The sequence below is a fragment of the Streptomyces sp. NPDC007929 genome (genome assembly GCF_042959065.1).
Classification (GTDB): Bacteria; Actinomycetota; Actinomycetes; order Streptomycetales; family Streptomycetaceae; genus Streptomyces.
This window is the reverse complement of the sequence record NZ_JBIBKD010000007.1, coordinates 547425-573059: the sequence shown is the minus strand read 5'-3', so window position 1 is coordinate 573059 and position 25635 is coordinate 547425. Positions and strand designations below refer to the sequence as shown.

General features: G+C 68.3%; 19 protein-coding genes and 4 pseudogenes. 10 read left to right on the top strand and 13 right to left on the bottom strand.

The features are described 5' to 3' along the window. The first annotated feature begins 311 nt into the window (after window positions 1-311). A complete protein-coding gene (locus ACFZDE_RS25895) occupies window positions 312-569 on the top strand; it encodes a helix-turn-helix domain-containing protein (RefSeq protein WP_391203566.1) in 258 nt (85 codons plus the stop codon). A gap of 137 nt (window positions 570-706) precedes the next feature. Here ACFZDE_RS25895 and ACFZDE_RS25890 read toward each other — a convergent pair whose 3' ends face one another. Then, on the bottom strand, window positions 707-1090 hold the full coding sequence (locus ACFZDE_RS25890; protein ID WP_391203563.1) for a transposase: 384 nt from the start codon (window positions 1088-1090) through the stop codon (window positions 707-709). Window positions 1091-1579: 489 nt separating this feature from the next. On the opposite strand from ACFZDE_RS25890, the gene ACFZDE_RS25885 reads away from it, so the two are divergent. After that, window positions 1580-2008 (top strand): restriction endonuclease, encoded by a 429-nt coding sequence (locus tag ACFZDE_RS25885; RefSeq protein ID WP_391203560.1) that lies wholly within the window; start codon window positions 1580-1582, stop codon window positions 2006-2008. A 38-nt stretch (window positions 2009-2046) separates the two neighbouring features. On the opposite strand, the gene ACFZDE_RS25880 is transcribed toward ACFZDE_RS25885, so the two are convergent. The 5 genes from ACFZDE_RS25880 to ACFZDE_RS25860 form a co-directional block, all read right to left on the bottom strand. Continuing rightward, window positions 2047-5799 carry an AAA domain-containing protein gene (locus tag ACFZDE_RS25880; protein WP_391203557.1) on the bottom strand — a complete coding sequence of 1251 codons (3753 nt, stop codon included), beginning with the start codon at window positions 5797-5799 and terminating at the stop codon, window positions 2047-2049. Further along, the gene (locus tag ACFZDE_RS25875; protein WP_391203554.1) at window positions 5796-6212 is read right to left on the bottom strand and encodes a hypothetical protein; all 417 of its coding nucleotides are present in this window, start codon (window positions 6210-6212) and stop codon (window positions 5796-5798) included. Before ACFZDE_RS25875 ends, ACFZDE_RS25880 begins: the two co-directional genes overlap by 4 nt. 146 nt (window positions 6213-6358) lie before the next feature. Further along, window positions 6359-7270 carry a hypothetical protein gene (locus ACFZDE_RS25870; protein WP_391203551.1) on the bottom strand — a complete coding sequence of 304 codons (912 nt, stop codon included), beginning with the start codon at window positions 7268-7270 and terminating at the stop codon, window positions 6359-6361. Between the two features lie 92 nt (window positions 7271-7362). Continuing rightward, window positions 7363-7740 (bottom strand): hypothetical protein, encoded by a 378-nt coding sequence (locus tag ACFZDE_RS25865; protein ID WP_391203548.1) that lies wholly within the window; start codon window positions 7738-7740, stop codon window positions 7363-7365. 326 nt (window positions 7741-8066) lie between these two features. Beyond that, a complete protein-coding gene (locus ACFZDE_RS25860; RefSeq protein ID WP_391203545.1) occupies window positions 8067-8522 on the bottom strand; it encodes a GNAT family N-acetyltransferase in 456 nt (151 codons plus the stop codon). 745 nt (window positions 8523-9267) lie between these two features. Here ACFZDE_RS25860 and ACFZDE_RS25855 point away from each other — a divergent pair. The 4 genes from ACFZDE_RS25855 to ACFZDE_RS25840 all read left to right on the top strand — a co-directional run bounded on the left by ACFZDE_RS25855 (window position 9268) and on the right by ACFZDE_RS25840 (window position 12152). After that, complete coding sequence (locus ACFZDE_RS25855) at window positions 9268-9564, top strand: hypothetical protein (RefSeq protein ID WP_391203542.1); 297 nt, start codon at window positions 9268-9270, stop codon at window positions 9562-9564. 349 nt (window positions 9565-9913) lie between these two features. Then, entirely contained in the window at window positions 9914-10900 is a 987-nt protein-coding gene (locus ACFZDE_RS25850; RefSeq protein WP_391203539.1) for a hypothetical protein, read from the top strand. A 135-nt stretch (window positions 10901-11035) separates the two neighbouring features. After that, window positions 11036-11170, top strand: a complete 135-nt coding sequence (locus ACFZDE_RS25845; RefSeq protein ID WP_391203537.1) for a hypothetical protein — start codon at window positions 11036-11038, stop codon at window positions 11168-11170. 169 nt (window positions 11171-11339) lie between these two features. Next, window positions 11340-12152: a hypothetical protein gene (locus tag ACFZDE_RS25840; protein ID WP_391203534.1), complete on the top strand. Its 813-nt coding sequence runs from the start codon at window positions 11340-11342 to the stop codon at window positions 12150-12152. 286 nt (window positions 12153-12438) lie between these two features. On the opposite strand, the pseudogene ACFZDE_RS25835 reads toward ACFZDE_RS25840, so the two are convergent. From ACFZDE_RS25835 to ACFZDE_RS25810, 6 genes and pseudogenes are all read right to left on the bottom strand, one after another. Beyond that, a pseudogene (locus tag ACFZDE_RS25835) lies at window positions 12439-12699 on the bottom strand (IS982 family transposase); the annotation flags it as partial. A 43-nt stretch (window positions 12700-12742) separates the two neighbouring features. Then, window positions 12743-13711 (bottom strand): hypothetical protein, encoded by a 969-nt coding sequence (locus ACFZDE_RS25830; RefSeq protein ID WP_391203531.1) that lies wholly within the window; start codon window positions 13709-13711, stop codon window positions 12743-12745. A gap of 232 nt (window positions 13712-13943) precedes the next feature. Next, a complete protein-coding gene (locus ACFZDE_RS25825) occupies window positions 13944-14768 on the bottom strand; it encodes a hypothetical protein (protein WP_391203722.1) in 825 nt (274 codons plus the stop codon). Window positions 14769-14867: 99 nt separating this feature from the next. Further along, a pseudogene (locus ACFZDE_RS25820) lies at window positions 14868-15305 on the bottom strand (HNH endonuclease); the annotation flags it as partial. A gap of 435 nt (window positions 15306-15740) precedes the next feature. Then, window positions 15741-15944: pseudogene (locus tag ACFZDE_RS25815) on the bottom strand (hypothetical protein); the annotation flags it as partial. Between the two features lie 341 nt (window positions 15945-16285). Then, window positions 16286-16936 carry a cytochrome P450 gene (locus ACFZDE_RS25810; RefSeq protein ID WP_391203528.1) on the bottom strand — a complete coding sequence of 217 codons (651 nt, stop codon included), beginning with the start codon at window positions 16934-16936 and terminating at the stop codon, window positions 16286-16288. Window positions 16937-16987: 51 nt separating this feature from the next. On the opposite strand from ACFZDE_RS25810, the pseudogene ACFZDE_RS25805 reads away from it, so the two are divergent. The 4 genes and pseudogenes from ACFZDE_RS25805 to ACFZDE_RS25790 all read left to right on the top strand — a co-directional run. After that, window positions 16988-17379, top strand: a pseudogene (locus ACFZDE_RS25805) (four-helix bundle copper-binding protein); the annotation flags it as partial. 165 nt (window positions 17380-17544) lie between these two features. Beyond that, a complete protein-coding gene (locus ACFZDE_RS25800) occupies window positions 17545-19389 on the top strand; it encodes a thiamine pyrophosphate-requiring protein (protein WP_391203704.1) in 1845 nt (614 codons plus the stop codon). After that, window positions 19386-20522, top strand: coding sequence for an enolase C-terminal domain-like protein (locus tag ACFZDE_RS25795; RefSeq protein WP_391203525.1), 1137 nt, complete (start codon window positions 19386-19388; stop codon window positions 20520-20522). Before ACFZDE_RS25800 ends, ACFZDE_RS25795 begins: the two co-directional genes overlap by 4 nt. Continuing rightward, window positions 20519-22315: a glycoside hydrolase family 15 protein gene (locus tag ACFZDE_RS25790; RefSeq protein WP_391203522.1), complete on the top strand. Its 1797-nt coding sequence runs from the start codon at window positions 20519-20521 to the stop codon at window positions 22313-22315. Before ACFZDE_RS25795 ends, ACFZDE_RS25790 begins: the two co-directional genes overlap by 4 nt. A gap of 24 nt (window positions 22316-22339) precedes the next feature. Here ACFZDE_RS25790 and ACFZDE_RS25785 read toward each other — a convergent pair whose 3' ends face one another. Beyond that, window positions 22340-25393 (bottom strand): FAD-linked oxidase C-terminal domain-containing protein, encoded by a 3054-nt coding sequence (locus tag ACFZDE_RS25785; protein WP_391203519.1) that lies wholly within the window; start codon window positions 25391-25393, stop codon window positions 22340-22342. Window positions 25394-25635: the final 242 nt, after the last annotated feature.

Sequence of the window (25635 nt, the reverse complement as noted above, 5' to 3'; positions counted from 1 at the left end):
CCGCACGAGTCTGATAACTGCGGGCCTGAAGCAGACTCGAAACCGACGGCTGCGGACGACACTTCAGTGCCGCCACGATACGACGATCCCTCCACATCGCCTTCTCCACCAGCAGCAGGGGGGCGATGCTCAGCTAAAGCGCGGGGCGGCCTGGACTAACGGCCGTTGGGCCCAGGCCGCGGGAAGATAGCAGCGAACCGCCGGTTAGCCAAACCGGCAGCGCCGCGGACAATTGGTGGCTACCGCGCTCACCTGAGTCTGCGCACTTCATACCCGGCGCAAAGCACCACCCGCCAAAGCGAAGGAAATCGATGCACATAGGAGAGAGCGAGCCTGTGAGCGCCCAATATAGTCCCGCGCGCATTCGAGCCACATGGAACGGAACGGGGAGCGTGGAGGACGCTGCAAGGGCACTTGGGTTCTCGCGAGCGAAGGGGTACGACCTGATCCGCAGGGGGCGGTTTCCGTGCCGCGTGCTTCGCATCGGACGAAGCTCGCGCGTCGTCACAGCGTCCCTGCTCCGTGTACTCGAAAGCGGAGAACCGGAGTACAACGATGCTTGCAACTGATGCCATCGGCGCCCTGAGCCAGTGTCGGCGAGGCCCCGCCAAACACTCTGCGGGGCCTCGCCGTCTCACTGACGCCTGCAAACCGCGAGGGTCCGGGAAACCGGCCTGACCAGGTTGACCACGTCGCGGGCTGCGTATCACCTGAGGCATCGAATGCTCTCACGTCGGGTCTTGCCCTCCTGCGGGCGGCGTTCGTAGTACGCCTGGATGCGGGGGCCGTGGCGCAGCCGGGTGAAGACGATGCGGTGCAGGGCCGCGTTCGCCTGGCGGTCGCCGCCGTAGTTGAGCCTGCGCGTGCGTCGCCGACCGAAGGAGTACTCGATGGGGCTGACTCCGCAAAGCGCGGCGAAGGACGCCTTGGTGTTCAGCCGCTCGGGGTTGTCTCCCATGGTGATCAGCAAGGTGACTGCACTGTCCGGGCTGGTGACTACCGGTGTCGAGCAGGGGGTACGTCGATGCTGGCGGGCATCCTCACCGGCCGCCATCACATGGGTCCGGTCGGCGCGGGTGGCCAGTGCCATGGTCCGGTGCGGCACCGGCCACCGTGTGAGTCGCTCAGCGCAACACATGCCGACCTCGCGACGGGCGGCAGCACTTCTGTAGATGCCGGGTATCGCCCCAGTATCGGCCCGGTTCGCCGCCCGATCCGGCCAATGGCCGACTCCGCGCTCTACGCGGGCCGGCCTTCGTTGGTCAGACTTCGGTATCGAGGTGGCTGGGGGCAGGAGGCAGGTATGGCAGTTCGGCGTGGACGAGGTGCGGCTGCGCGAAAGCGGAGGGTGGTCTGGCTGAAGCGGGCGTCGGTGTGTGGGGCCATCGCCATAACTCTCCTGGTGATGTTCTGGTCGGTGGTCTGGCCCTACGTCACGGGGGTACTGCTGTTGGGCGGCCTGGGAACGGTCGCTTGGTGGCTGTGGCGCACTGACCGGCTAGTGCGCAAGCGAGACCACGTCTGGCGACAATCCGACGTGATCGATGCCGGTCGGCGGGCGCTGACCGAGGTGGACGCGATGACCGGTACGGAGTTCGAGGAACTGGTCGCGAACCTCTGCCGACGAGACGGGTGCGTCGAGGTACGCCGGGTGGGCGGCGCGAACGACAACGGAGCTGATGTCGTCGGCCGTCTGCCGGACGGCCGGAGCATGGTGATCCAGTGCAAGCGGTACGCACCGACCAACACGATCGCGAGCCGTGAACTGCGGGACCTGCTGGGGGCCCGGGTGCATTTCGGCGCCGACCTGGCCGTGTTCGTGACGACCACGCGGTTCAGTCGGCCGTCCGAGAAGTTCGCGTTGCAGCATGGAATTCTCGCCGTACACCGTGACCACCTGGGGGTGTGGAACGGAGGGGCCTCCTTGATGTCACTCGCCGAGATCAACGGTGCCGGTCAGGGGGACGCCCGGCACCGGACACGCTGGAAGCAGGCGTACAGCGAGTAACCCCCTGTATAGGGGCAGGAGGCAGGGCCGCTGCCTGATCAGCTCCCATTCGTGTCGTACAGCCGCCACGCCGGCCAGCGGATGGCTTCTTCTTTCTCGCCGCTGCCGCTCAGCAGGTTCCGTCGGTGCAGCGTCAGCCGCAGATGACGTGCCGCGTCGGCGCCTTCATCTGGCCCTCGATCGAGCAGCACGGCCCGGGTCGCTGTGCCATCGGTGCCGCGCACCAGCGCATCGGCCGGATGCCCGTGGAGGCTCTCACCCAAGGTGACGGTGGCCCCGGGGAGCCGGGAGAGGACCTGATAGAGGCGCTTGGACAGGGGGTCGCCGGCCTGGTCGTGTGGCCCGGAGCCGTCGTTTTCCGCTGCGTCGAGCAGCGCGCCGGCCACACCGCCCCGCTTCCGCCAGCGGTCTTTGTCCCCCACCACGATGAGGTGACTGCGTGCTCTGGTGATGGCGACGTTCCAGAGGTTCAGCTGGCCGGCTACCCATTCGACGGCGCCGGGGTGCATGCCCTCTCCGGCGACGAGTGAGAACACCATGACGTCGCGTTCGCCGCCTTGAAAAGTGTGCACTGTACCGACGCGCAGACGCTCCTCGTCATATCGGCTCAGCCGACGGCGCAGTGCTTCGGCCTGCGCTGTGAAGGGGGTCACGACGCCGATGGTGGCTCCTGGGGGCAGTTGCTCCAGGAGATACCGGACGCTCGCATCCACTTTGTCCATCTCGACCTCGTTGACCCATGAGCCGCCGTACGGGGGGCGGGCGGCCCGTCCGGGCACGTGGGTCCAGATGACGGCCGGACGTGGCAGGGCAGGGCGTCCGCGAGTGTCCGTGAGAACGGTCAGGTCACCGTCGTAGAAGAAGTCGTTGGAGATCGCGGCGATGCGCGGGTGGCAGCGGAAGTGTTCGTCGAGCAGCAGGGTGCCGCCGGCGGACTTTTCGGCGGCGTGGAAGGCGGAGTGGCGCCGGTAGGCAAGGCGGTGCTTCTCCAGCCATTCCGATCGCAGTCCGAGCTTCCGGCGGACGAGCGCCTCGCGTTCCGGGCTGATCTTCGCGATGTGTGCCAATTGCATGGCGTCGCCGATCACCAGAGCCCGCCGCGCGCGGAACAGCAGCGGCAGGACGTGCGGGATGGCGCACTGGCTGGCCTCATCGATGACGACGAGGTCGAACAGAGCCGGACCGGGTGGGAAACGCCGGGCGGAAAGGCTGGTCACCGCCCAGCCGGCCACCGCGGGCTGGGCCTTCTGCCCGTGGGCCCGGCCGAGGACTTCCCGTATGTCGGGCCAGTCGCTGCGGTCGCTGTCCCGTGCGCGCAGCAGGTCGAGGATGCGGCGACGCCCGGCCCGTGCATGGGCCTGAACAGTGCTGGCGAGAAGGGTGCGCGACGCGGCATGGACAGCCGCCTCGGCACCGTGCAGGGCTTCGGACAACTCCCTGTCGTCGATGGAGGCCACACGAGCGTGCAGGTCACGCCAGTCGGCCTCGGCGGCGGCGAAGCCGGCGAGCGCGAGGCACCCTGCGACGCGATCACCGCCGTACGCATCGAGGCCGTTCATACGCAGGAAGCGGGTGCGGCGCCAGTTCCCGAGGAACCGCGCGCGGGCGAGGCGGCGCGCCTTCTCCTCCACCTCTTTCGGCTGCGTCGGCCCATTGAGCACCTGGTGCAGTTCGGTTACGACGACACCGAGCTGCCTGGCGTGCTTCTCGCGGGCTTCACCGGCCTGGCTCAGCTGCCGTTCCGTGGTCGCGATATGCGCGAGAGCGTGCCGGTCACGGGCGAGCTGGTCGGCCGACACGTCAACTTCCACCTCGGCGGTGGCCACGTTGGGGGAGGGCTCGGCCACGGTCCGCAACTCGTGCAGCGCGGCGATCTCGTGCTCCGCGTTGCTCGTCGCGTTCTTCCGGGCCGAGCCGGTGCGTACGACGCTGCCGGGGACCAGCCTGTCGCACCGACGCCAGACCTCGTCCACGGCCTCGTTGTTCGTGGACGCCACCAGGACGGTCTGCCCGTCGGCGATGGCGGTGGCGACTAGATTGGCCACCAGCTGGCTCTTGCCGGTGCCGGGAGGACCCGTGGCCACGGTCAGGCGGCGGGTCATGGCGGAACGGATGACTTCGGCCTGGGCTTCGTTACAGGGCAGAGGGGCCACGAGGCGCGCCGGTTCCGTATCTGCCAGGGCCACCGCACGTGCGCGCTGGGCGGCGTCGGGCGCGAGGGCACCGAGGGCAGTCATCTGGATCTGGTCTGTCTGCTTTCCGATGTCCGTGAAATCGTCGAGCAGCCGCTTAGTGAAGCCGGTTTTAGGAAGGGCCGTGAAGAGGACCGCGGCGTTACGGGCACCGTGGCCGGGGGTGTGGACATCGATCCGGTCCGCGAGCTGGTCGGGGCGGAGTTCCTGCACGCAGGGCAACTCGAAGTCCTCGGCAAGGAGATTGCGTGCCTCCACTGCCATACGGTCGTGCTGGCCCCGGTGCCAGGAGGGCTGGAAGGTGTCCGCGAGCTGTGAGGCTTCTTCCTCGCCGAGCCAGTCGACAGCGAGTCGTGGATGTGGCTGAACCGGGCCGTAGGGTTTCAACCGCACCTCGCCCTCCCCTTGGACGATCTCGACGCGCCGTATCAGCAAGGGCGCGAACTTCGGATGCCTCCAGGAGCGTCCGGTACGCGGCCCTGTCAGGACCACGGCGGGGTAGCCCGCCCAGAGCTCGGCGTCCTGCTCGGTCGCCGATTCGATAAGGGCGGCTGCCTCCTCGGGGAGGGCGACGCAGCCGTCGGCATCGACATCGCCCGACAGGAAGCGTTCCGCCCCGATCAGGCAGGCGTACGACGTGTTGTGATGCCCCACCTCCATCAGTGGCGTCTCGGTGTCGCTGGCCAGGGTGCACTCGCGGTAGTAGTCCAGAAGGTCGGACCAGGTCGGCTGAGTTACCGCAGACTTCGCCGGGCCGGCTTGCGGCTGATCCGCGGCCTGACGTGGTCGGTGACTCAGCGGTTCGAGAATCGGGGCACGGCCGAGCGGAGAGGCGGCGATCACGATGCGGTCGTCGACACCGTGCGCCGAATGCACCGGTACCTGTCGGCCTCCTCGTGCCCGCATACGCCGGTTGACGTAGGCGAACAGGTCGTCCACCGACACTTCACTGCTGCCGTCCTTGCTGACCTTGCCCGTTCGGAGGGCTTCGATCACCTCGGCGGTGAACGCGGAAGGCTTCACGTCGGCGCCTTCACCGGCATCGGCGTACGAGTTCTCGCCGGCGCGCGAGGATGACAGGACGTAGACGCCTCTACTGGTCAGTAGGGCCGACTCGCCGGACTTGGCCACGGCGCCGTCCGGCTGCTGGTCGGAGGTGCGCAGGCCGACGGCGAAGCCACCGCTGCGACAGCAGTCGATCATCACGACCTTCTGCGGCGCGACGCACTGTTCCAGCAGCTCATTGACGAAACCGGCGTTTACACCGGTCTCGGCCACCCGGTCGAAGTCGGTGTCCCGGGCGACGACGTGGAACTCACCGCCGTCCCTGACCCGTCTTACACCGTGCCCCGAGATGTACAGCAGTGCCAGTTCGTCCTCGTCGCACGCCGTCAGAAACTCGCCGATGGCCAGTCGCATGTCGTCGGCGGTGAGGTCGGTCTTCGTCTGGATGGAGACGAAGTTGCCGATATTTCGATGCCGCAGAACCTGGCCGAGTCCCCAGACATCCGCCTGTGTGGACGGCAGTGGCGCGAAGCGACCGTCGTCATAGTGCTCAGTGCCGATCAGCAGGGCGCGGCGTTTGTGCAGACGGGTCACGCTGCGCTGTCCTCCGGGCCCGGACCCTCGCCCCCGGTGACCCGGCCCAGGAACTCGTGGACCATCCGTTCCTGCACCGCGTCCGGACGACCTGTGATCTTGACCGATTTATCCCCGTAGGACACCTCGACCTTGCGGTGCCTTTCCTTGGCACACCACTCTTTGATCAGGGTGATCAGCACTTGAGAGGCCGGACGGGCGACAGCGGTTGCCGTGGCCGCCCACAGCGCCACCTCCCCCACGCCCGCACCCTTGTGTCCAGGCTCAACGGACGCTTCTTCGTCCGCGAATCCGACGGCCAGGCCGTCTGCCGCCCGTAGCGTGTCGTACAGGTCCCGGGTGAGGCGCTCTTGCCGAAGCGTGTCGCCGCCGGTGGGCACAACGATTCGCCACTGGAATCCCCCGCCCTGCATGGGCCCTCCTTGCTGCCGTTTCATCGCTTTCCTGCTCTGCGCACGTGACTCTGGCATGAGGAACGCGTGCGGAGACAGTCATGGAAGAGCGAGGGTGACGGCATTCGGCCATCCTCGCTCTGGCCCCTCTGGTCGTCGTCCTCCGGTCAGCTCCGATTCCTGGCCCGGCGCTTCCTGGGCATCTCCGGCAGAAGGCTCATCGCCATGATCGAGCCGTCCTCACGCAAGGACACCGGTCCGTCCCAGTCGTCCTCGAACCGCGCCGAACGCCAGGACGAGCGCAGGGCGTGCGCCTCTCGCCGGTACTGCTCCACCCGCCCGTCCCGCAGGTGGTGGAAGAGGTCCTCGGCGAGTCCGGAGAACGCCTCGACCCGGGTGCCGTTCAGCCGGAACACATGGTCGGTGCCGACGAAGTTCACCCCGCCGATCTCGAATTCCACGTCCTGGACGATGCCGGTACCGGCATGGGTGAAGCCTTCGAAATGCCGACGGCCCTGCCGCTTCGTCAGGTACTGCGCGGTGAGTTCTCCGCCCCCGGCGAAGCCCGTCAACCCGGCAGCTCCCGCACGCGCGAGAGCCCGCCGGAACCAGGCGTACTGCTCCGGCTGCACCTGGAATCCGCTGACCCGCTGCTCTTCCCCGCCGTCAGGGTCCGGGACGCGGACGTCCGGGTAGATGTTCAGATCGTCGAGTGCTTGGTCGGCGTCCGCCGCCGGATCGTCGGGCGCGAAGACCAACGCCCCGTCGCCGTGGGCCTGCAAGATGTGAACGGTGATGCCGCCCTGCCCGAGCAACTCGGTCGACGTCACCAGCACCGGCGTTTCGTTCCACAGGCCCACGTGCACCGCTTCCACCTGCGCCGAGGCGCTGGCCAGTTGGGTGTACACGTAGGGAGTCTTCCCATGCATCCCTTTACAGGCAAGGGGAACGACCTTCGACGGCTCGCCCGGCTTCCACGCCTCCAGGAAGAAGTCGGGCCGCTGCCGTACCCAGTCCCGGCGCCGTACATCCTTGCCCACCAGAGCCCAGCCGGCCTGTAGCGCGATGTCAGCGTCCACGGCGGAAACGCTGTGTCCCGGATACCGTTTCCGGACGATGCGTTCGGCGACGGTGAGCGCGAATCCAATGCCCAGCTCACCGGACTGAACGGTTAGTGCCGTCGAGGGTTCAGCCCCTCCTCGGACAGCTTCATGTACTTCCCGGCGCTGCCCTCCAACGCCTGGCAGTACTTCAGACACCCCCAGTGCTCGGCCAACCCGCGTCCGGCGCCCTGACGGGAGAGTACGGTGGCCCGTCCGAGGGCATGCAGAACGTCCCACGGCGTCACGGTGACCGACTGCCCTACCTCCACCGCGGGCACTCTCCACAACTCCGGTTTGCGCCGAACCGGTTCCCGTCCGTCCTCCAGCCGCTCCTTGTCGTCCTTGGCCGCAGCGTCCGCTACGGCCCCGGCCAGAGCGGTGGTCGAGGCGACCTGCACGTGCCAGGGCTTCACCAGGTTCTCGAGTACGACTGACGTGTCCGTCACTGTGTGCTCCCCCCTACGACATGCCGGATCTACACGACAAAGGCGTGACGGTAGAACGGGTACAAGGGGCGCATTCAAGGGGGCATACAGGCGCGTTGGCTCATATGGTACTAGAGGGCCAACGTGCACTGGTCGGACGTGATGCCGGTGCACCTGCGGCATTCCTCTTACGAGGAGGCGTACGCAAGGCGCAGGCCGAAGAAAAAAGGGCTTGATCGCTTCCGGCTGTCGGAGACTGAGGGCTGCCGCTGTTGCTCATGGCGGACACGGCCGGCTCCTGACGAAGCGGTTCTGGACGACTATGCCGACAGACGATGCCTGATCCTTCAGGACGAAGCTTCTACCGGTGGGCGCACCATGTCACCGGGGTAACTGCAATCCCCTGACATTTCGTCGGGTTCAGGGACGTATGTAAATCCGAGCTTAAGCCACACTCCGTACAGCTCCCGGTCCCACGCAGACAAGATGATCTCTTGATCGGGCACCCGAGCAAACAACTCATCGACCAAAGCTCGCGCCACTCCCCTTTGTCGGAACTCGGGAGAAACGTGGAGCTCATAGAGCCTGACGTAGCCGGGCTCGCCGCCTGCCGCGCACTGCAGACTAGAGTGAAGCCATCCCATACGCACGCCTTGGTCGGAATCCTCTGCGATCAGGGCGTGCAGCGCCTCCGCCAGGGAGGCGGCCCGTTCCTGCTTCTCGACGGTGACCGTCCAGCCCTCGGCGTTGTTGCTCATCCATTCGACGTCGGCTGGATGAGCGTCTCGGACCCTGATCTTCATGCTTCATAGCCTACGACTGCGCCTCTAGTAGCCATCATGGCCGTGTGAGCCTGACCAAGTGGCCGACCTCTCGGGCAAAGTAGCGATCGAGACGCATGAGACTGTCTCGCGCGGGTTCCCGAGCGGCGTTCGTAGTAGTTACGGGAGTACGAATCGACGCCCACATGGACGTCACACGCGACAGCGATGCAGCCGTGGCCTGGCCACAGGCCGAGATGGCCAGTTCAGCTGCCGGTGGCCAGCCAGTCGATCCGGCCGTACCGCTCCCGCACTCACGCGTCCCGGTCGCGCTGGGTGGAGAACGCACCCCGGTGCGGGCGGATAAACAGGTGCGATCGCAAGTCAGGCACCCGAGAGAGTTACAGGCACACGGACGCCCCTATAGCGAGAGGGTGCTGGGTACCGTTCTGATCAGGTTGAAGACCTGCAGGGCAGCCAACAGACCGCGGCACCGAGACCTCTTGACGCCCCCGAGATCGTCATCGTCGACACCGACGGGCTGCACGAGCTGGCCAGCCCGCACCTGAACGGTCGCCGCAGCGGCTCGTGGCCGGCCAGGGCACTGATCACCAACGGCCACTGGTGTCCGCACCCGGCGCTACGTCATCGACATCTGGGAGCGAATCCGAGCCGCACTGGACGACAGGTACTTCGCCCACCTCGCCTCGTCGGTAGGTACTCCCGGAGTACGGCGGCTGTGAGCGAGCCGCCTGATCACTCCGCCGCACGAGAACGAACGCTCGGCGTGTCCGGGAACGCGCTCACCGACGCCCTGGCCCGGCACGTCAAGGTGACGAGCATCGACGACGTACTGGCCTTCTACAGCACGTGCGAAGACGAGATCCGCGCGGCCCGCAGCTCGGGCTGGCTGTGGGCGTGGGTCTTGAATCGGGTGCGCAGCATCCTGCCGCTGCTGCGCGAGGGGGTCGGACGCGGCGACCGTCTTCATCCGCGACGGCACGGGCCTGGCCCAGGCCCGTTCGAGTGCGGCCGCTGCGGCGGCACCAGCATCGAACTGCGCCGCCGAGAGACTGGCACCTAATATTGGCGCTGTTAACACACGGTCTGCAATACGAGGCCGAACGGCCGGAGCGGCCCCTGGAACCTGGACATCAGGTAGGAGTTGAGGGACCGGGCAACGGTCGCCCCGACTCAGGATTTCGCGAACTCACTGGCATCCGCGGCACCTTCTGTGGCAGGCTTCCGCGTGCCAGCAACGGGATCTCGCTCGTAGCCAGATCACCAGCTGCGCTTTAGCCAAGGAGTCTGCGGACGCACCCGGATCACCGGCTTGTCTCTCACCTCATCCTTCACGTAGCAGGCACGAGTCTGCGGCGGTGTTCCCTACCGTGCCCACACTCGTTGCCCGCGCACCACACGGAGGCTCAGCCATGCCGGCACATTCCGCACCGTCGCATCTCTTCTTCCTGACCCAGCCCAAGGGCAACGGTGCCATCCTCTTCAGCATGCAGGGGACGCCCCGCGGACCGGAACTCTCGAAGATCGGCACGTTCGAAGATCACGACGAATCCCAGCTGCTCGCCGCCACCCTCAACGCGGTTCTCCAGGGAGGAGCAGGCGCCCTCGCGAAGGTTCACGGGTGCTCAGCTTCCCTGCCAGGCCCCCTCAGGAAGGCGATCACTGACATCGCGAATGAGATCGAGGACACGCATCGTGACGCTCCACGAGCCCGGGCTGCGCGCAGGGCCGCGCGGGCCGTCACGGAGAACCTGGGACAGCTCAACGCGGCCGTGTTCTCGCTTTTCAACGCATCCGACTGCGGGAGCTGCCTAAGCTGCGGCTGCAATGCTGCCGAAGACTGCGCGAAGTGCGCCGTCTGCGGCTCGTCCCCCCGGGGCCGCGGCTGTGGGGACTGCGGCGGCGTTGGGGTAACGCCCAGGACCGCATTCGTTCTCCATCGGCAGCTGAGGGACCTTGCGGACAAGACGTACCGTGCCGCTTATGACCCCGACTTCTGGGGGCACAGCGTTCCGGTCAGCGCGGGGACTCAGTCGGACTGGTTTCTTCTTCACTGCGCTCGCGCGTACGACGACCTCGCGGCCGATCTACTTGCCGGCGGTATCCCGGAGCCGCGCTGTCTGGCCGAGAGCGTGCTATTCGGCTACGCCGTGGATGGCATCGGCGGGTTCAGCATCGAGTCCGTCCACGCGGACGAGGTCTATCAGACCCTTCCGACCTCTCGGTTCGACTATGACTGGGAGTTCCTCGCTAATGAGAGCGGGCTGCTCGACGTCAGCGACAGGGCGCACGACTTCCTGGAAGAAGCAGACGTGGCCGAAGAAGACCTGTGGGATGAGTGGTTCAAGCCTTACACGGACGTCGAGCCCCGGGCCACGACCCGCGGGTTCTGCTGCTGACGGTCGCCCGAACCCAAGCCATTGGTCCAGTCTGCTCGACTGGGCGCCCGCCCACGAGGTCTCCATACCGAGCGGGCCACCGAGGAGCGCTGACCGAGCCGGCGGCGCGCCGGTACCCTGAAGGGCACCACGATCATGGTCGACGGCACCCGACTCCCGGCGCCGTACGAGCGGATCTCCGCCGAAGAGTGCGCGGCCTACGAGCTGACCTCGATCGAAGACTCCACGGACGACGACTGCGCGACCGGCCGCCTGCCCGGTTCGGGTTGATGGGGTTGTTCGAATTTGGTTCTGGTCGCGATTTCGTGAACTGAGGTGGCAGAGTCGCGCCCGCCTCCCCGTGTCCAGCCGGGGCTCCCCGCCAAGGGCGCCTTCGGCGTCACTCACGCGATGGTGGCTTCGCCCCCGTGCTGTCAGTGCCGCCTCCTACAGTGCTTCCATGTCTGACAGCGAACGGCCGCCCAACCGCAGGCTTGTTGAGGCCGTGTATCCCGCCGGCACCCACCTCGACCACTCCCGCGCCTCCTCCAACGGGATGCGCGGCAACGTACGCGACGACCGGGACAACTCGCTCATCGGCCAGGCCGAACTCTTCGACGTCCCCGACCGGTACGCCGATGGCTACCAGGACGGCTACGACCACCGGTCCCACGACGACGAGTTCCTCCGTTACCTCGCGGACCTGCTTGCCCGCGAGGTGGTCCAGTGGTTGGGGGACCTCGCATATGACGCGGCGTCCCGGGGCTTCGCCACCGCCCGCCCTCGCGTCAACGCCTGGGTGCGCCAACGCGTGGACAAGCTGCGCAACCGCTCACCGAGGGGCGCTGCAGCCACCCACCCCGAGCCCGCCCAGGAATCCGGTCCCGAGCACGTACTGCCGCGACCGGCCGCCGCGACCACGGGCCACCATCGGGTGGACCCCGTGCTGCGCGCCGACCAAGGCGATGCCTGCGCGAACGCCGCCCTGGAGCGGATCAGCGCTCGGGCGGTCGAGGTCCACGGGATGGCCGCGCGCTACGCCGCTGACCTGCCTGCGGTCGAAGCCGCCGACGAGGCCATGCGCCAGGCCGTGGCTGCGGCTGCGCCAGGACTAGCCGCCGCCGCTCTCCAACTCATCGCTTCTGACGAGGCGCTGGGCCTGACCCCTGAGCAGCAGATGTACATGTGGGAGCGTGCCGCCGAACTCGACCTCGCCGTGGTTGAAGACCTCACTGGCACTCATACCACGCCGGCAGAGGACGTCACGCTGTAGAGCCTTGGTGCGCGAGGGGCTAGAGGCTCGGCCAGCGAACCAACTCAGCCCTGACCGCTCTCAAGGCTCGCGGATCTCGGTGGCCGTCTGCCGGGATCGGCTGCCACGATACCGACCTCAAACTCCAAAACGCCTGATGGCCGGACGCGCCGGCGTCCCCCTCCTCCGCCACCAGGTCGTCCTGATCGCCCATCTTCGCCGCCGTTACGCGGACCGGCCGCCCCCCGCGCCGAGATGATCTCCGACTACGAGAATCTTGCCAGAGCCACGGTCACGTGTACGCCGACACCAGCGGCAGTGCGGCCCGCAGACACTTGTTGTAAGCCGGGCGCTGGGGCAGATACGGAAACATGGCCCGCAGATGGGCGTGGGCGAAGCGCAGCCAGCGGGCCTCGCCGTGAAAGCCCAACACCGCCTGGGCCACGGCCAGAGTGACCAGTTCCGCGTCGGTCAGCCTGGGCGGCCGGCCCCGCCATCGCGGGGTCTTCAAGCGGTCGTCGACATGCACGTACAGTGCGGTCAAGAGGGTGTCTAGCTCGGTCGTCACAACCCGATGCTGGACACCCTCCCCCACATACGGAACTACTCGTCTAGGCCAGGACGTCGATGCGCCCCGAGCACGCCCGCTGAATGGCCTGCAGGTCCGCCCGCGCAGGGCCGGCTCTTCCGCCGTGGACGGCTGTCCGCACCTTCGCCTCGATCTCAGCCACCACCTCGTCGGTGAGGAACGGCAGGCCGATGCGGCGGTAGCCGGTGTCCACGGGCGTGGACAGGCCGAGCTTGACGGCGTCCCAAGCCCGCAGCGCCGCTTTCTGCTCGTCGACGTGGCCGCCGCCCGCCTGCCGCTCGCCGCGCAGCCGCCGGATCCAGGGCTTCGCCGTGCTCGTCGTGCTGCGGCTGCGTGCCTGGTCGAGCTCGTCGAGGTCTCTCAGCAGGGTCTGCGTGTCGGCGTGGATCTGCGTGCACAGCTTCCGCGCCCGGGCGAATGTCTTGTGGGTGACCACCGCGGCGGCCACCACGAGCGTCAGGCCAGTGGAAATCAGAGGCACCGGGTGCGTGGCGACGAACCGTGCCCCCAGGAGGGCCACCACGGCGAAGATGCCGGTCACGTTCGCCAGCGCCCGGAAGACAGCCGCTCGCTGGATACGGCTCGTGAGCCGCTCCAGGACGTGGTCCTTCGGCTCGGCGATCCGAGACAGGATCGTCAGCGCGATGTAGATCAGTGCCAACGAGAGCGCGGCCTGCCGGTAGTTGACCGGCTGCGCCGTGCCCTCGAAGACCTTGACCAGACTGACGATCGGGCCGGGGACCGCGAAGCTCCCGACGATGAACAGGATCACGAAGATTTTGAGGATGCCCTCGCGGAGATGGTTCGCCTTCAGGTAGCGGTTCAGGGCTGGCATCCCGGAAAGTGCCACCACCCATCCGCTGATGAAGAGGAACTTGCCCAGCCCCCGCTGGCCGTCCCGGAAGAGCAGGTCGCCGTACATGATGCTCGCGAACCCGAGGGGAAGCAGAGCGAGTTGCCCGTAGGTGCGCACGGTGCGGACCGTTGTCATGGGCCCACTGTGTGAGACCTCACCGGTCGGCCGTGCTGATTTGAGGTAGGCCAGAGGGTTCCGGCGCCGTACGACGGTTGTTGTTCGCTTACCTGCCCGCGCGTGGGCTTTCGCAGGCCCAGTGACCGGCTGGTGAGTGATTGGCCGACGTTTTACTACCAACCCATTGACTGTTCCGAGCCGAACGGCGGTGATCGAACCCGAGGGATCCCGCTGACACCGGTACAGCTCGTCACGACTGCCGATCAGGTATGGGCTCTTTCCCGGATTGCTGCCCGCTGTTCTCAAAGGAGCTGGTGGGGCCGCCCGCCAACAGCCGCGACTTTCCGTGCAGCCAGTTCCACACGGTCTTGGAGTCCGTGCCCAGCCGTGCGGCTAGCGACACGGTGGACGGCCGCTGCTTCGTGGGCATGCTCCAGTACGTCTCGCGTAGTTCGCGCACCCGAGCGTCCGAAATCTTCACCATACGGTGGGCTTCGCCGCGTGCATGGTTTGTCCGTGCCTCCGCCTCGGGCTCCAGTTCGCCGGTGGGGCCGCCTGCTTCTTGGCGGCCGGCCCCGCGCAACCAACGGTGAATGGTCCCCCAGTACACGCCATGCCGCTGGGCAAGGACTTCGAGCTTAGGCCGCTTCCCATGAGGAGCGTTCCAGTACTCCTCCCGCAATGCCCTGACCTCCCGGTTGGACACCTTGGTCGCGAAGTGGTCATCTCCCCGGTCATACTTGCCCTGCGCCAGACGATCATGCATGTTCTGCTTTTGTGTCCCCAGCTTGAGATGGCGCGGGTTGCAGCAGCCCGGATTACTGCCTCTAGGACACAGATGCCGAACAACAAGATCACTGTCGATACACGCCAGGGTCAGACCGTGGTGCAGGACATAAGCGACCCGGGCAGCCTGCGTGTGGCGACCTTCCCAGTACACGAAGCCGTATCCGAAGTCATGCCGACTCGCCGCCATCCAGGGCCAGCACACGGCATCGCCGCCGCTGCGGTCGATCTTCCGCCAGAACTCCGCCTCGAGTGCCTTTCGTGCCAGCTCTTTCAGGTCGCCGCTCATCACCCTCCACCCGCCGGGAGGCGGTGGGATCAAGGTTCGCACCGCGTGGGGGCCAGGCCGGTCCCGATGAAGGCGAAAGCGGTCCGTCATGTTGTCTCGCTGCGAGCCAACCGTCAGGTGTGCCGGATTGCAGCAGGGGGGATTGGCGCATAGATGCCGAACGAGTCTGTGTGCGGGAAGGTTCGAGGCCAGGCCATTAGCCAGCACATAAGCAACCCGATGGGCACTGACGGTACCGATCAGAGTTCGTCCGGCGTAGTACTGGCCGTAGCCGTCGATGTTGAGCGTGCCGAGGAAGGGCCAGCATTCAGCCTCGCCCGGTGACGTGTCCACTGATGTCCAGAACTGTGCCTCCCGCAAGGCTCTGCGCTCTGGCGTTTCTGCGCTGCCGCGGTACGTGCGCGGTCGTGGTAGCGGCAGGGACGTAGGTCGGGGGAGGTGACGGTAGCTCCGGCCCCCGACGATGCCGTCGATCACAGCACGCGATACACCCAGTTCTTCTGCAGCCTCCGCCCTGGTGGTGTGGCCGCCGGCCATGGGCTGGAGTACCCACTGGGCTTGTTGGTCGCTCAGGGAGCGCTGGTTACGTGGCACATCCGGACGGTACAAGGGGGCACTGACAACGCACGCCCTGAATACATGGAATGCCCTCCCAACGAGTGCAATCGCAAAGTAGGCGAACCCTAGAAGCGTCACAGGAGCACGGACCGCATGAAGCGCCAACCGCATCGTGCGCGCCAGCGCAGCCGGTCTCTGACGAAGCCGCACCGGAGCGCTCCGATGCACTTCGTCGTCTCACGGCTCGGCTCAAAGTCCCGTCAGGACGGACCCCGGCGGGGCCTCGCCGTATCACTGGCCCTGTCACACGTCTGTCACCAACTACGCCGACGCCACTGGATCGCAAAGCCCTGACCTGCTACAACGCACACACCATGGACTGGCGTGGACGCCCATAGACGGTCTCTACAACCTGTGCCATGTGGTACCCAGTGAGGGACCCAAGATCAGGACCGGAGCGTCTTCTGGCCCGTCAAAGCGGTATTGCAGGGTGTTCGGTGGTGTCTCGCTCACCCGTCTGAGCCTCTCATCTGTCACGACAGCCCCTATGAGCGGGGTGCTGGCTGCAGCTGTTTTACCAGGTGGAAGACCTCCCTGGCCGCGTAGCGTTTGAGGCATCGGACGATTTCACGTCGGGTCTTTCCCTCCTTGATCCGGCGCTCGTAGTAGTCCTGGGTGCGCGGATCGACCCGCAGACGAGTGAACACGATGCGGTGCCACCTTCCTCGCCCTACGGGACGGAGACGTCCGTTCTCGCCTGCAACCGCGTGGCAGGCGTGGTCCGCACCGAGGACAGCGCACACCACGTGATCAGCGAGACCTCCGGCGCCCTGGCACGCCCCACCCACGTGACGGCCGACCGCGCACGTATCAGGGGCGCGGCGCAGTTCGGGAGCGGTGGGGAGTGGCCGGCGCGCTCGGTGATCAGTTCGTCTCAGGGCACGGCAACCGCCCAGTGCCTACGCGAGCATCTTGATGATCATTCCGCTGCGGGGTCGGGTAGGGATGCGGTTCAAGGGGATGGTCAGGTCCTGCGGCGGAACGTCATAGCTCAGCTGGGCCAAGCGCTGGGCAAGCGTCTCAAGGACGCCCACCGCCATGGCCTCGCCGGGGCAGCGGTGTCCGGCGCGGGGGTCCGCGCCGCCCTGGGGGATCAGGTCGTCCCTGCCGGGCGGGTGGTTGAGGAAGCGCTCCGGGCGGAAGGCGTACGGGTCCTTGAACAACTGCTCGTCGTGGTTCTGCCCGTAGACGTCCAGCAGAACCAGCCCGCCGGCCGGGACGCGGCGGCCGTGCCAGGTCAGGTCGGTGACAGCCTGCCCGCCCAGGAACGGGGCGAAGGGGTAGAACCGGCGGACCTCATGGGCGAAGGCGGTGGCGAAGGCCGCCTCGCCCGACCGCAGCCCTTCCAGGTGCTCCGGCCAGCGGTGCAGGGCGTGCGCGGCGAAGGCCACGAACCAGCTCAGTGCGGCGGTAGGCCGGATGACGTTGAGGAGTTCCACCGCCGCGATCCGGGGTGACAGCTCGGCGCCGGAGGCGTCGCGGTGGCCGCAGACGCGGTCCAGTACGGAACCGGTCGTGGCGTCGACTGCCCCGGACCTGACCCGGGTCACCAGATCCGCGAATCGCTGTTCCTAACGGGTACGGGCCCGCCTGGCCCGCCAGTGGCGCGAGCCCGCCGTGGCGAAACCGTCAACCATGGCCAGCACGTCCCGCGCGAGGGGTTTCTCCTCGTCCTCGCTGAGGGGCACGCCCGCCCAGCGGCAGACCCCGCGTGCGCCGCCTGCGCGGACGCCTGCCTGTCGGAGGACATGGTCGCCGAACTGACCAAGTACATCAGGACCGATGCCGACTGCGCCGACATCTGCACGGCGACGGCCGCGGCCTTTCCCGTCACACGGGCTACGACGCAAACATCACCCGCGCCCTCCTCCCGGCGTGTGCCACCGTCTGCAAAGCCTGCGGTGACGAGTGCGCGGGCCACGCCGACCAGCATGAGCACTGTCGAGTCTGCGTCGAAGCCTGCCGCCGCTGCGAGCAAGCGTGCAACGTCCTTTCACCTCCCTGGGCTGACGCTCGGACGACCGGGCGGACTCCGCGAGCGTGGCGTTTCGCCCGTACCAGCACGGTTACCCCTGAAGAGTCGTACCTCGCGCGCCCCGGTGCACGGCCCTGGCGCAGAGGACAGTGGTTCATGGACGGGATCGGAAACGGAGCTTGCATGGCCAGCACCAAGGTGTCCGACTACATCCTCCAGCGGCTGCGCGAGTGGGATGTCGACCATGTATTCGCCTATGCGGGCGACGGCATCAATGGTCTGCTGGCGGCCTGGGGGCGGGCGGACAACGAGCCGAAGTTCGTCCAGGCCCGACACGAGGAGATGGCCGCGTTCCAGGCCGTCGGGTACGCGAAGTTCTCCGGCAAGGTCGGGGTGTGCGCGGCTACCTCCGGGCCAGGCGCGATCCACCTGCTGAACGGGCTCTACGACGCCAAGCTGGACCACGTTCCCGTCGTGGCGCTGGTCGGGCAGACCAACCGCAGTGCCATGGGCGGCTCCTATCAGCAGGAAGTGGATCTCGCGAGTCTCTACAAGGACGTCGCCTCCGACTTCTGCGAGACCGCGACGGTGCCCGAGCAGCTGCCGAACCTCATCGACCGCGCGTTTCGCACCGCCTACGCCAAGCGCACCGTCACAGCGATCATTCTGCCGGCGGACGTGCAGGAGCTGGACTACAGCCCGCCCACGCACGCCTTCAAGATGGTGCCCTCCAGCTTGGGCCTGGGGCGTTACGCGCCGGTGCCGGGCGAGGAGGACCTCCAGCGGGCCGCCGACGTCCTGAACGCAGGTGAGAAGGTCGCGGTCCTCATCGGGCAGGGCGCCCGCGGCGCCCGCGAGGAGGTCGAACGGCTGGCGGACGTGCTCGGAGCCGGAGTGGCCAAGGCCCTGCTCGGCAAGGACGCCCTGCCCGACGACCTGCCCTACGTCACCGGCTCCATTGGGCTGCTGGGCACCCGCCCCTCCTACGAGCTGATGCAGGAGTGCGACACCCTGCTGATGATCGGCTCCAGCTTCCCGTACACGCAGTTCATGCCGGAGCTGGACCAGGCGCGGGCGGTGCAGATCGACATCGACCCGTTCATGATCGGTCTGCGCTACCCGAACGAGGTCAACCTCGTCGGCGATGCCCGCGAGACGCTGCAGCGGCTGCTGCCCAAGCTGCATCGCAAGCAGGACCGGACCTGGCGGGAGAAGGTCGAGAAGGACGTCGCCCGCTGGTGGGAGGTCATGCAGCGCCGCGCTGCCGTGAGCGCCGACCCGGTCAACCCGGAGTACGTCGTCCACGCCTTGGACGGCAAGCTGCCCGACGACGCGATCCTCGCCGCCGACTCCGGCTCGGCCGCCAACTGGTACGCCCGTCACCTGCGGCTGCGTGGCCGTATGCGCGGCTCCCTGTCCGGCACCCTGGCGACGATGGGCCCCGGCGTGCCGTACGCCATCGGAGCGAAGTTCGCCCACCCCGACCGGCCCGCGATCGCCCTGGTCGGCGACGGTGCCATGCAGATGAACGGCATGATGGAGCTGGTCACCGCCGCGAAGTACTACCGCGCGTGGTCGGACCCGCGGCTGATCGTGGCCGTGCTGAACAACGGTGACCTCAACCAGGTCACCTGGGAGATGCGCGCCATGTCCGGCGCTCCCCAGTTCGAGGAGTCGCAAGCCATCCCCGACCTGCCGTACGCCGACATCGCCCAGCGCATCGGCCTGGACGGGGTGCGGGTGGAAAAGGCCAAGCAGGTGGAGGCCGCCTGGGACCGGGCCCTGGCCGCCGACCGGCCGTTCGTCATCGACTTCCGCACCGACCCGGCCGTCCCGCCGATCCCGCCGCACGCCTCCCTGGACCAGATCGAGGCAGCGGCCACCGCGATCCTCAAGGGCGACAGCGACCGGAGCGCCATGGCCAAGCAGGGGCTGAAGGCCAAGGTGCAGGAAATGCTTCCCGGCAGCCGCCACCGCGGCGACCGTCCCGGGGCCGGCGAGCACGACAGCACCGAGAAGAACAAGTGACCCAGGAAGCGTCGCAGGTCCAGGTGCTCCACGACGGGCCCGTCGTGGAGCACCTGGCTGTCTCGGTGTACCGGATCCCCACCGATCTGCCTGGTGGCGACGCCACCTTGACCTGGGACGCGACGACCCTGGTGCTGGTCGAGGCCACCGGGGCGGGCGTGACGGGCCTCGGCTTCACCTATGGCTCGCCCGCCAGCGCCCCCGTCGTTGAGCACGAACTGGCGGACCTTGTCGTCGGGTATGGCGCCTTCGACGTCCCCGCTGCCAACGACCGGATGAGCCGGGCTCTGCGCAACGCCGGCAGACCCGGCATCGCCGCCGGAGCCGTCTCCGCCGTCGACACGGCCCTGTGGGACCTCAAGGCACGCCTGCTGGACCTCCCCCTGGTGCATGTGCTGGGCCGGGCCCGCACCGAGGTCGCTGTGTACGGCAGCGGCGGCCTCACCACCTACGACGACACTCAACTCGAACAGCAGCTGCGCGACTGGACCGGCCAGGGCATCGACCGCGTCAAGATCAAGGTCGCCGAGTCCTGGGGGCGCTGCGAGGCCCGCGACCTGGATCGCACCGCGCTGGCCCGCCGTACCGTGGGCGATACCGCCGAGCTGTACGTCGACGCGAACGGCGGCTACACCCGCAAACAGGCCGTACGCATGGCAGCGGCCATGGCCGATCTCGGTGTCACCTGGCTGGAGGAGCCCGTCTCTTCCGACGACCTCACCGGGCTGCGCGAAGTACGCAACGCGGTCACCGCCGATGTCGCCGCCGGCGAGTACGGCTACGACCTGCCGTACCTCACTCGCATGGCCACCTCGGAAGCCGTCGACTGCCTGCAGGCCGACGTCACCCGCTGCGGCGGCATCACCGTCTGGCTCCGCGCCGCCGCCGTGGCCGAAGGGCTCGGATTGCACATCTCGGGCCACTGCGCTCCCCACCTGCACGTCCATGTCGCCGCAGCCGTGCCCAACACCCGTCATCTGGAGTGGTTCCACGACCACGTCCGCATCGAGAACATGCTGTTTCGCGGCACCCTCGATCCGCAGGGCGGCAGCGTCACCCCGGGCGCCTCCGGCGAACCGGGCCACGGTCTCTCCCTCGACCGGACGGCCGCCGACCACTACCGCACCGCATGACCCGGCCCGGCACGACCGACGACGCGGCCACAGCCACCGGGGCCGACAGCCCCTGGCCCCTGCGCGACTACGCCTTGATCGCCGACGGGGAGCGTGGGGCCCTCATCGATCCACGCGGAGGGATCGCCTGGCTGTGCGCACCCGCCTGGCACGACGGTGCCGTCTTCAACGGCCTGCTGGGCGGCCCCGGCCGGTTTCGCGTCCGTCCCGCCGACCGGTGGAACGTGTGGGGCGGTTACTACGAGGACGGCTCACTCATCCGGGTCAGCCGGTGGGTCACCGCCGACGGCATCGTCTCCTGCCGGGAGGCCCTGGCGGCCCCGGCCGACACCGGACGCGTGGTGCTGCTCCGGCAGATCCGCGCCGTTCGCGGTGCCGCCCTCGTCGACATCGACCTCGATGTGCGCGCCGACTACGGGCAGCAGCCCATGACTCGGATGCGGCAGGAGAGCGGCATCTGGAGGGCATACTCCGGTGCCCTGTACGTGAGGCTCACCGGAGCCGGGGAAGCCCGTCCGGGGACCGACGGCGGGTTGCACGCCCGATTGCGTCTGCCGGAGGGCGGCGCCCACGACCTCGTCCTGGAGATCTCCACGGAGCCGCAACACGCTCCCCTCGCCCCGCAGTCCCTGTGGAACGCCACCGAACGGTGGTGGAAGCAGGCCGTACCGGACTGCTCGGACACCGCCGCACCCCGCGACACCCGCATGGCATACGCGGTACTGAACGGACTGACCAGCGCCACCGGGGGCATGGTCGCCGCGGCCACCACCTCGCTGCCCGAACGCGCCGACACCGGACGCGACTACGACTACCGCTACGCCTGGGTCCGCGACCAGTGCTACGCCGGCATCGCGGTCGCCGCCCACGGCCCGCACCCCCTGCTCGACCGCGCGGTGGGCTTCGTCGCCGACCGCATCCTGGAAGACGGCGCCGAGCTGCGCCCCGCCTACACGGTGGACGGGAAGCCGTTGCCACCCGAACGCGACCTGCCGTACGTCGGCTACCCCGGCGGCAGCGACCGGACCGGCAACCGAGCAGGCCGGCAGTTCCAGCTCGACGTCTTCGGGGAGGCACTCCAGCTGTTCGCCGCTGCCGCCCGCCACGGCGTCCTGGACACCCGGACAGCCGAAGCCGCCACCCTGGCCGCCGAAGCCGTCGCGGAGCGCTGGACGCAGCCCGATGCCGGGCTGTGGGAGCTGGAGAACCGCTGGTGGACCCATTCCCGTCTCTGCTGTGTCGTCGGCCTGCGCGACCTGTCCAGGGAGCTGCGCACTCCCGCCTCGGCGGACTGGTCACGCCTGGCCGACCGCATCCTCGACGTGACCAGGTCCCGCTGCGTCCATCCCGACGGCCATTGGCAGCGCGCCGACGACGACACCGGGCCCGAGGCGGCCCTCTTGCTGCCGTTGGCCCGCGGGGCGGTGCCGCACGCTGACCCCAGCCTCCCCCTCACCCGCTCACACGTAGCACACCGACTGGCGCAGGACGGCTACGTCTACCGTTTCCAGCACGGGGACCAGCCGCTGGGCGACGCGGAGGGTGCCTTCCTGCTGTGCGGGTTCACGATGGCGCTGGCCGCCCACGCGGAGGGTCAGCACACCGAAGCGGCACGGTGGTTCGAGCGGACCCGCTCGGCGTGCGGGCCCACCGGACTCTTCGCCGAGGAGTACGACGTGGCGCAGCGCCAGCTGCGCGGCAATCTGCCGCAAGGGTTCGTCCACGCCCTGCTGTTGGAATGTTCGGCACGATTCGGCAAGGCTGCGGACGCAGTGTCTCCGGTCGGCTGGTGAGCGTTCCGGCGTGGTCACACTTCCTCAGGAGATCGGGCGGGACGTCCGAGCACGTCGGGCTGCGACGACCGCCGCGAACAGGGCGGCGCCCACGCCGGCCAGCGGCAGCAGGGCGCGTCGCCGCGGCGGCACGGGCCGGTCTGCAACGGCCTCCCTCCCGTGCAGGGCGGCCGCGAGGACCTCCGCGAGGTGCAGCGGGGTGCGCCCGGTGCCCGCCTGGTCGACCTGAGTACGGCAGCTGAAGCCGTCGGCGAGCACCAGGGTCGAATCGTCGGCCTGCCGCACGGCGGTCAGCAGTCCCGCCTCGGCGCAGGCCATGGACACGTCGTAATGGCCCTTCTCGAAGCCGAAGTTGCCGGCCAGTCCGCAGCATCCGGCGTCCAGGACGTCGGCGTCGACCCCGGCGCGCTCGAGGATCTCGCGGTCGGCGTCGAATCCCATGACGGCGTACTGGTGACAGTGGCGCTGGACGACCGCCCGGGCGTCGACCCGGGGCGGTCGCCAGTCGTCGGCGCGCTCCACGAGGAGCTCGGCGAGCGTCCTGGTCTGGGCACGCAGCCGCTCCACGTCCGGGTCCTTCGGCAGCAGCTCCACGGCGTCGGCGCGGAAGACTGCGGTGCAGCTCGGTTCCAGACCGATGACGGGGGTGCCCCGGCGCAGGTCCTCACGGAGCACGTCGAGGGTGTGGCGCAGGACCCGTTGCGCAACGCCGAGCTGTCCCGTGGAAATCCATGTCAGCCCGCAGCAGACCGCACGGTCGGGGACCTTGACCCGGAAACCGGCCGCTTCCAGGACCTCGACGGCGGCGCGGCCGACGGCAGGGTGGAAGTGGTCGGTGAAGGTGTCGGGCCAGACGACGACCACGCCCCGGTGTCCGTCACCGCGCGGCCCGCCGCGCTCACGCCACCAGTCGGTGAAGCGCTGCTCGGCGAAGACCGGCACGTCCCGCTCCGGTGCCACCCCGCCCAGTGCCTTCGCCGCCCGTGCCACCCAGGGCACGGATGCCAGGGCATTGACGGTGCGGGGCGCGAGCGCGACGGCTCGTGCGACGGCTGGCAGCCAGCCCATCGAGTAGTGGGCGAGCGGCCGCAGCCGTCCCTTGTAGTGCTGGTGCAGGAACTCGGCCTTGTAGGTGGCCATGTCGACGTTGACCGGGCAGTCCGCCTTGCAGCCCTTGCAGGCGAGACAGAGATCGAGGGCGTCGTGGACCTCGTCGGAGCGCCAGCCGTCCGTGACCGGGGAGTCGCCGTCGTTGTTGACCATCTCGAACAGCAGGCGGGCGCGGCCCCGGGTGGAGTGCTCTTCCTCTCGGGTGGCCCGGTAACTGGGGCACATCACCCCGCCTTGCGAGGAGCGGCACTTGCCCACTCCCACACAGCGGGCCGCGGCCCGGCTGAATTTGCCGTCGTCGTGCGGGAAGGAGAAGACGGTATCCGGCTCCCAGGGCAGGTAGTCCGCGCCCAGGCGCAGGTTCTTGTCGAGGCGGTAGGGCAGGACGATCTTCCCGGGGTTCATGCGGTTCTCCGGGTCGAACAGCCCCTTCAGCCGCTCGAAGCCTTCGATCAGCTCCGGTCCGAACATCTTCTCCAGCAGCTCGCCCCGGGACTGGCCGTCCCCGTGCTCGCCGGACAGCGACCCGCCGTAGGAGACGACGAGGTCGGCTGCGCGTTCCACGAACGCCCGCATTCGGGTGACGCCCTCCTCGGATTCCAGGTCGAAGGGGATGCGGGTGTGGACGCAGCCGTGGCCGAAGTGGCCGTAGACCGAGGGGTGCCCGTAGTCGAACTCCTCGTACAGGCGCTTCAGGTCGCGCAGGTAGTCGCCGAGGCGGTCCACGGGCACGGCCGAGTCCTCCCAGCCTTCCCAGGTGTCCGGCTGGCCGGGGACGTGCGCGGTCGCGCCGAGTCCGGACTCGCGCACCTTCCACAGCTGTCCGACGTGCTGTGGGTCGTCGTACCAGGTGTGGTCGACGTCTTCGGGTTTCGCGTTGATGAGCGCCCTGGCCCGCTCCTCCACCTCCTCGCGAGTGTCCCCGTTGAGCTGCACCATCAGGTAGGCCCGTCCGTCGGGGAGTTCCTTCAGCGCATCGGGGTTGAGGTGCTTCTTCTGTTCGAAGTGGATCAGCTGGTGGTCCACTCCCTCCAGCGCCGCCGGCTCGTGCTGGAGGACGGCCGGCACGTGGTCGGCGGCCTGGCAGATGTCCTCATAGCCCAGGACGACCAGCGCGCTGTGCTTCGGTACGGGGACGAGTGCGAGTTCGGCGTGCACAACGGTGACGAGCGTGGACTCGGAGCCGGTCAGCAGTCCGGCGACGTCGAATCCGTGCTCGGGCAGGAGCGAGTCGAGGTTGTAGCCGGAGACCCGGCGCGGGATGTCGGGGTAGCGCTCGCGGACGAGGCCGGCGTACCGGTCGCGCAGGGCCGTCATGCCGCGGTACAGCTCGCCGGTGCGCCCGCCGGACGCCGTGAGCCGTCGCAGTTCGTCGTCGTCCGTCCGGCCCACCCACATCCGTACGCCGTCGTAGGTGAGGACTTCGAGGCGGTGCAGGTTGTCGACGACCTTGCCGTACGCCTGAGCCGTCGACCCGCACGAGTTGTTGCCGATCATCCCGCCGATCGTGCAGTTGGGATGGGTGGCCGGTTTGGGACCGTACATCAGGCCGTGTACGGCCAGCTGACGGTTCAGGTCGTCCAGCACGATGCCCGGCTCGACGACGCAGCGACGGTTCCGGGCATCGACGGAGACCAGCCGGTTGCAGTACTTGGTCCAGTCCAGGATCACGGCGGTGTTGCAGCACTCGCCGGCGAGGCTGGTGCCGCCGCCCCGCGACAGCAGCGGCGCTCCGTGTTCATGGCATACCGCGACCGCCTCTTGGGCCGCCTCGACCGTGCGCGGGACGACCACGCCGATGGGTACCTGCCGGTAGTTGGAGGCGTCCGTCGAGTACGTCGCCCGAGTGCCCGCGTCGAAGCGCACCTCCCCGTCGACGCGGGACCGTAGGTCCCGCTCGAGGGCTCTCGCATCGGGCTGCCCCTGCGGACGCCTGACGACGGGAAGGGGCAGATCGACCGGGTCCATGAACGACTCTCCAGTAGGTGACTAGGTGCGCCGCTATACACGGCTGACGCCGGGTGCGGCCGGCCCGGCCGCCGGATGACGAGACCGCGCGGCGTCAGACCTGTCCGCCTTCCACCATGGCCGCGGCGGGAGCCGTGAGCGTGTCGGCCGACGGTGTGCGCGCTTCAGCCTTGGCGTCTCCGTCGTGACCCACGAGGTACCCATCTCCTTCACCGACCGTGTTGCCCCGACCGTGTATCCAG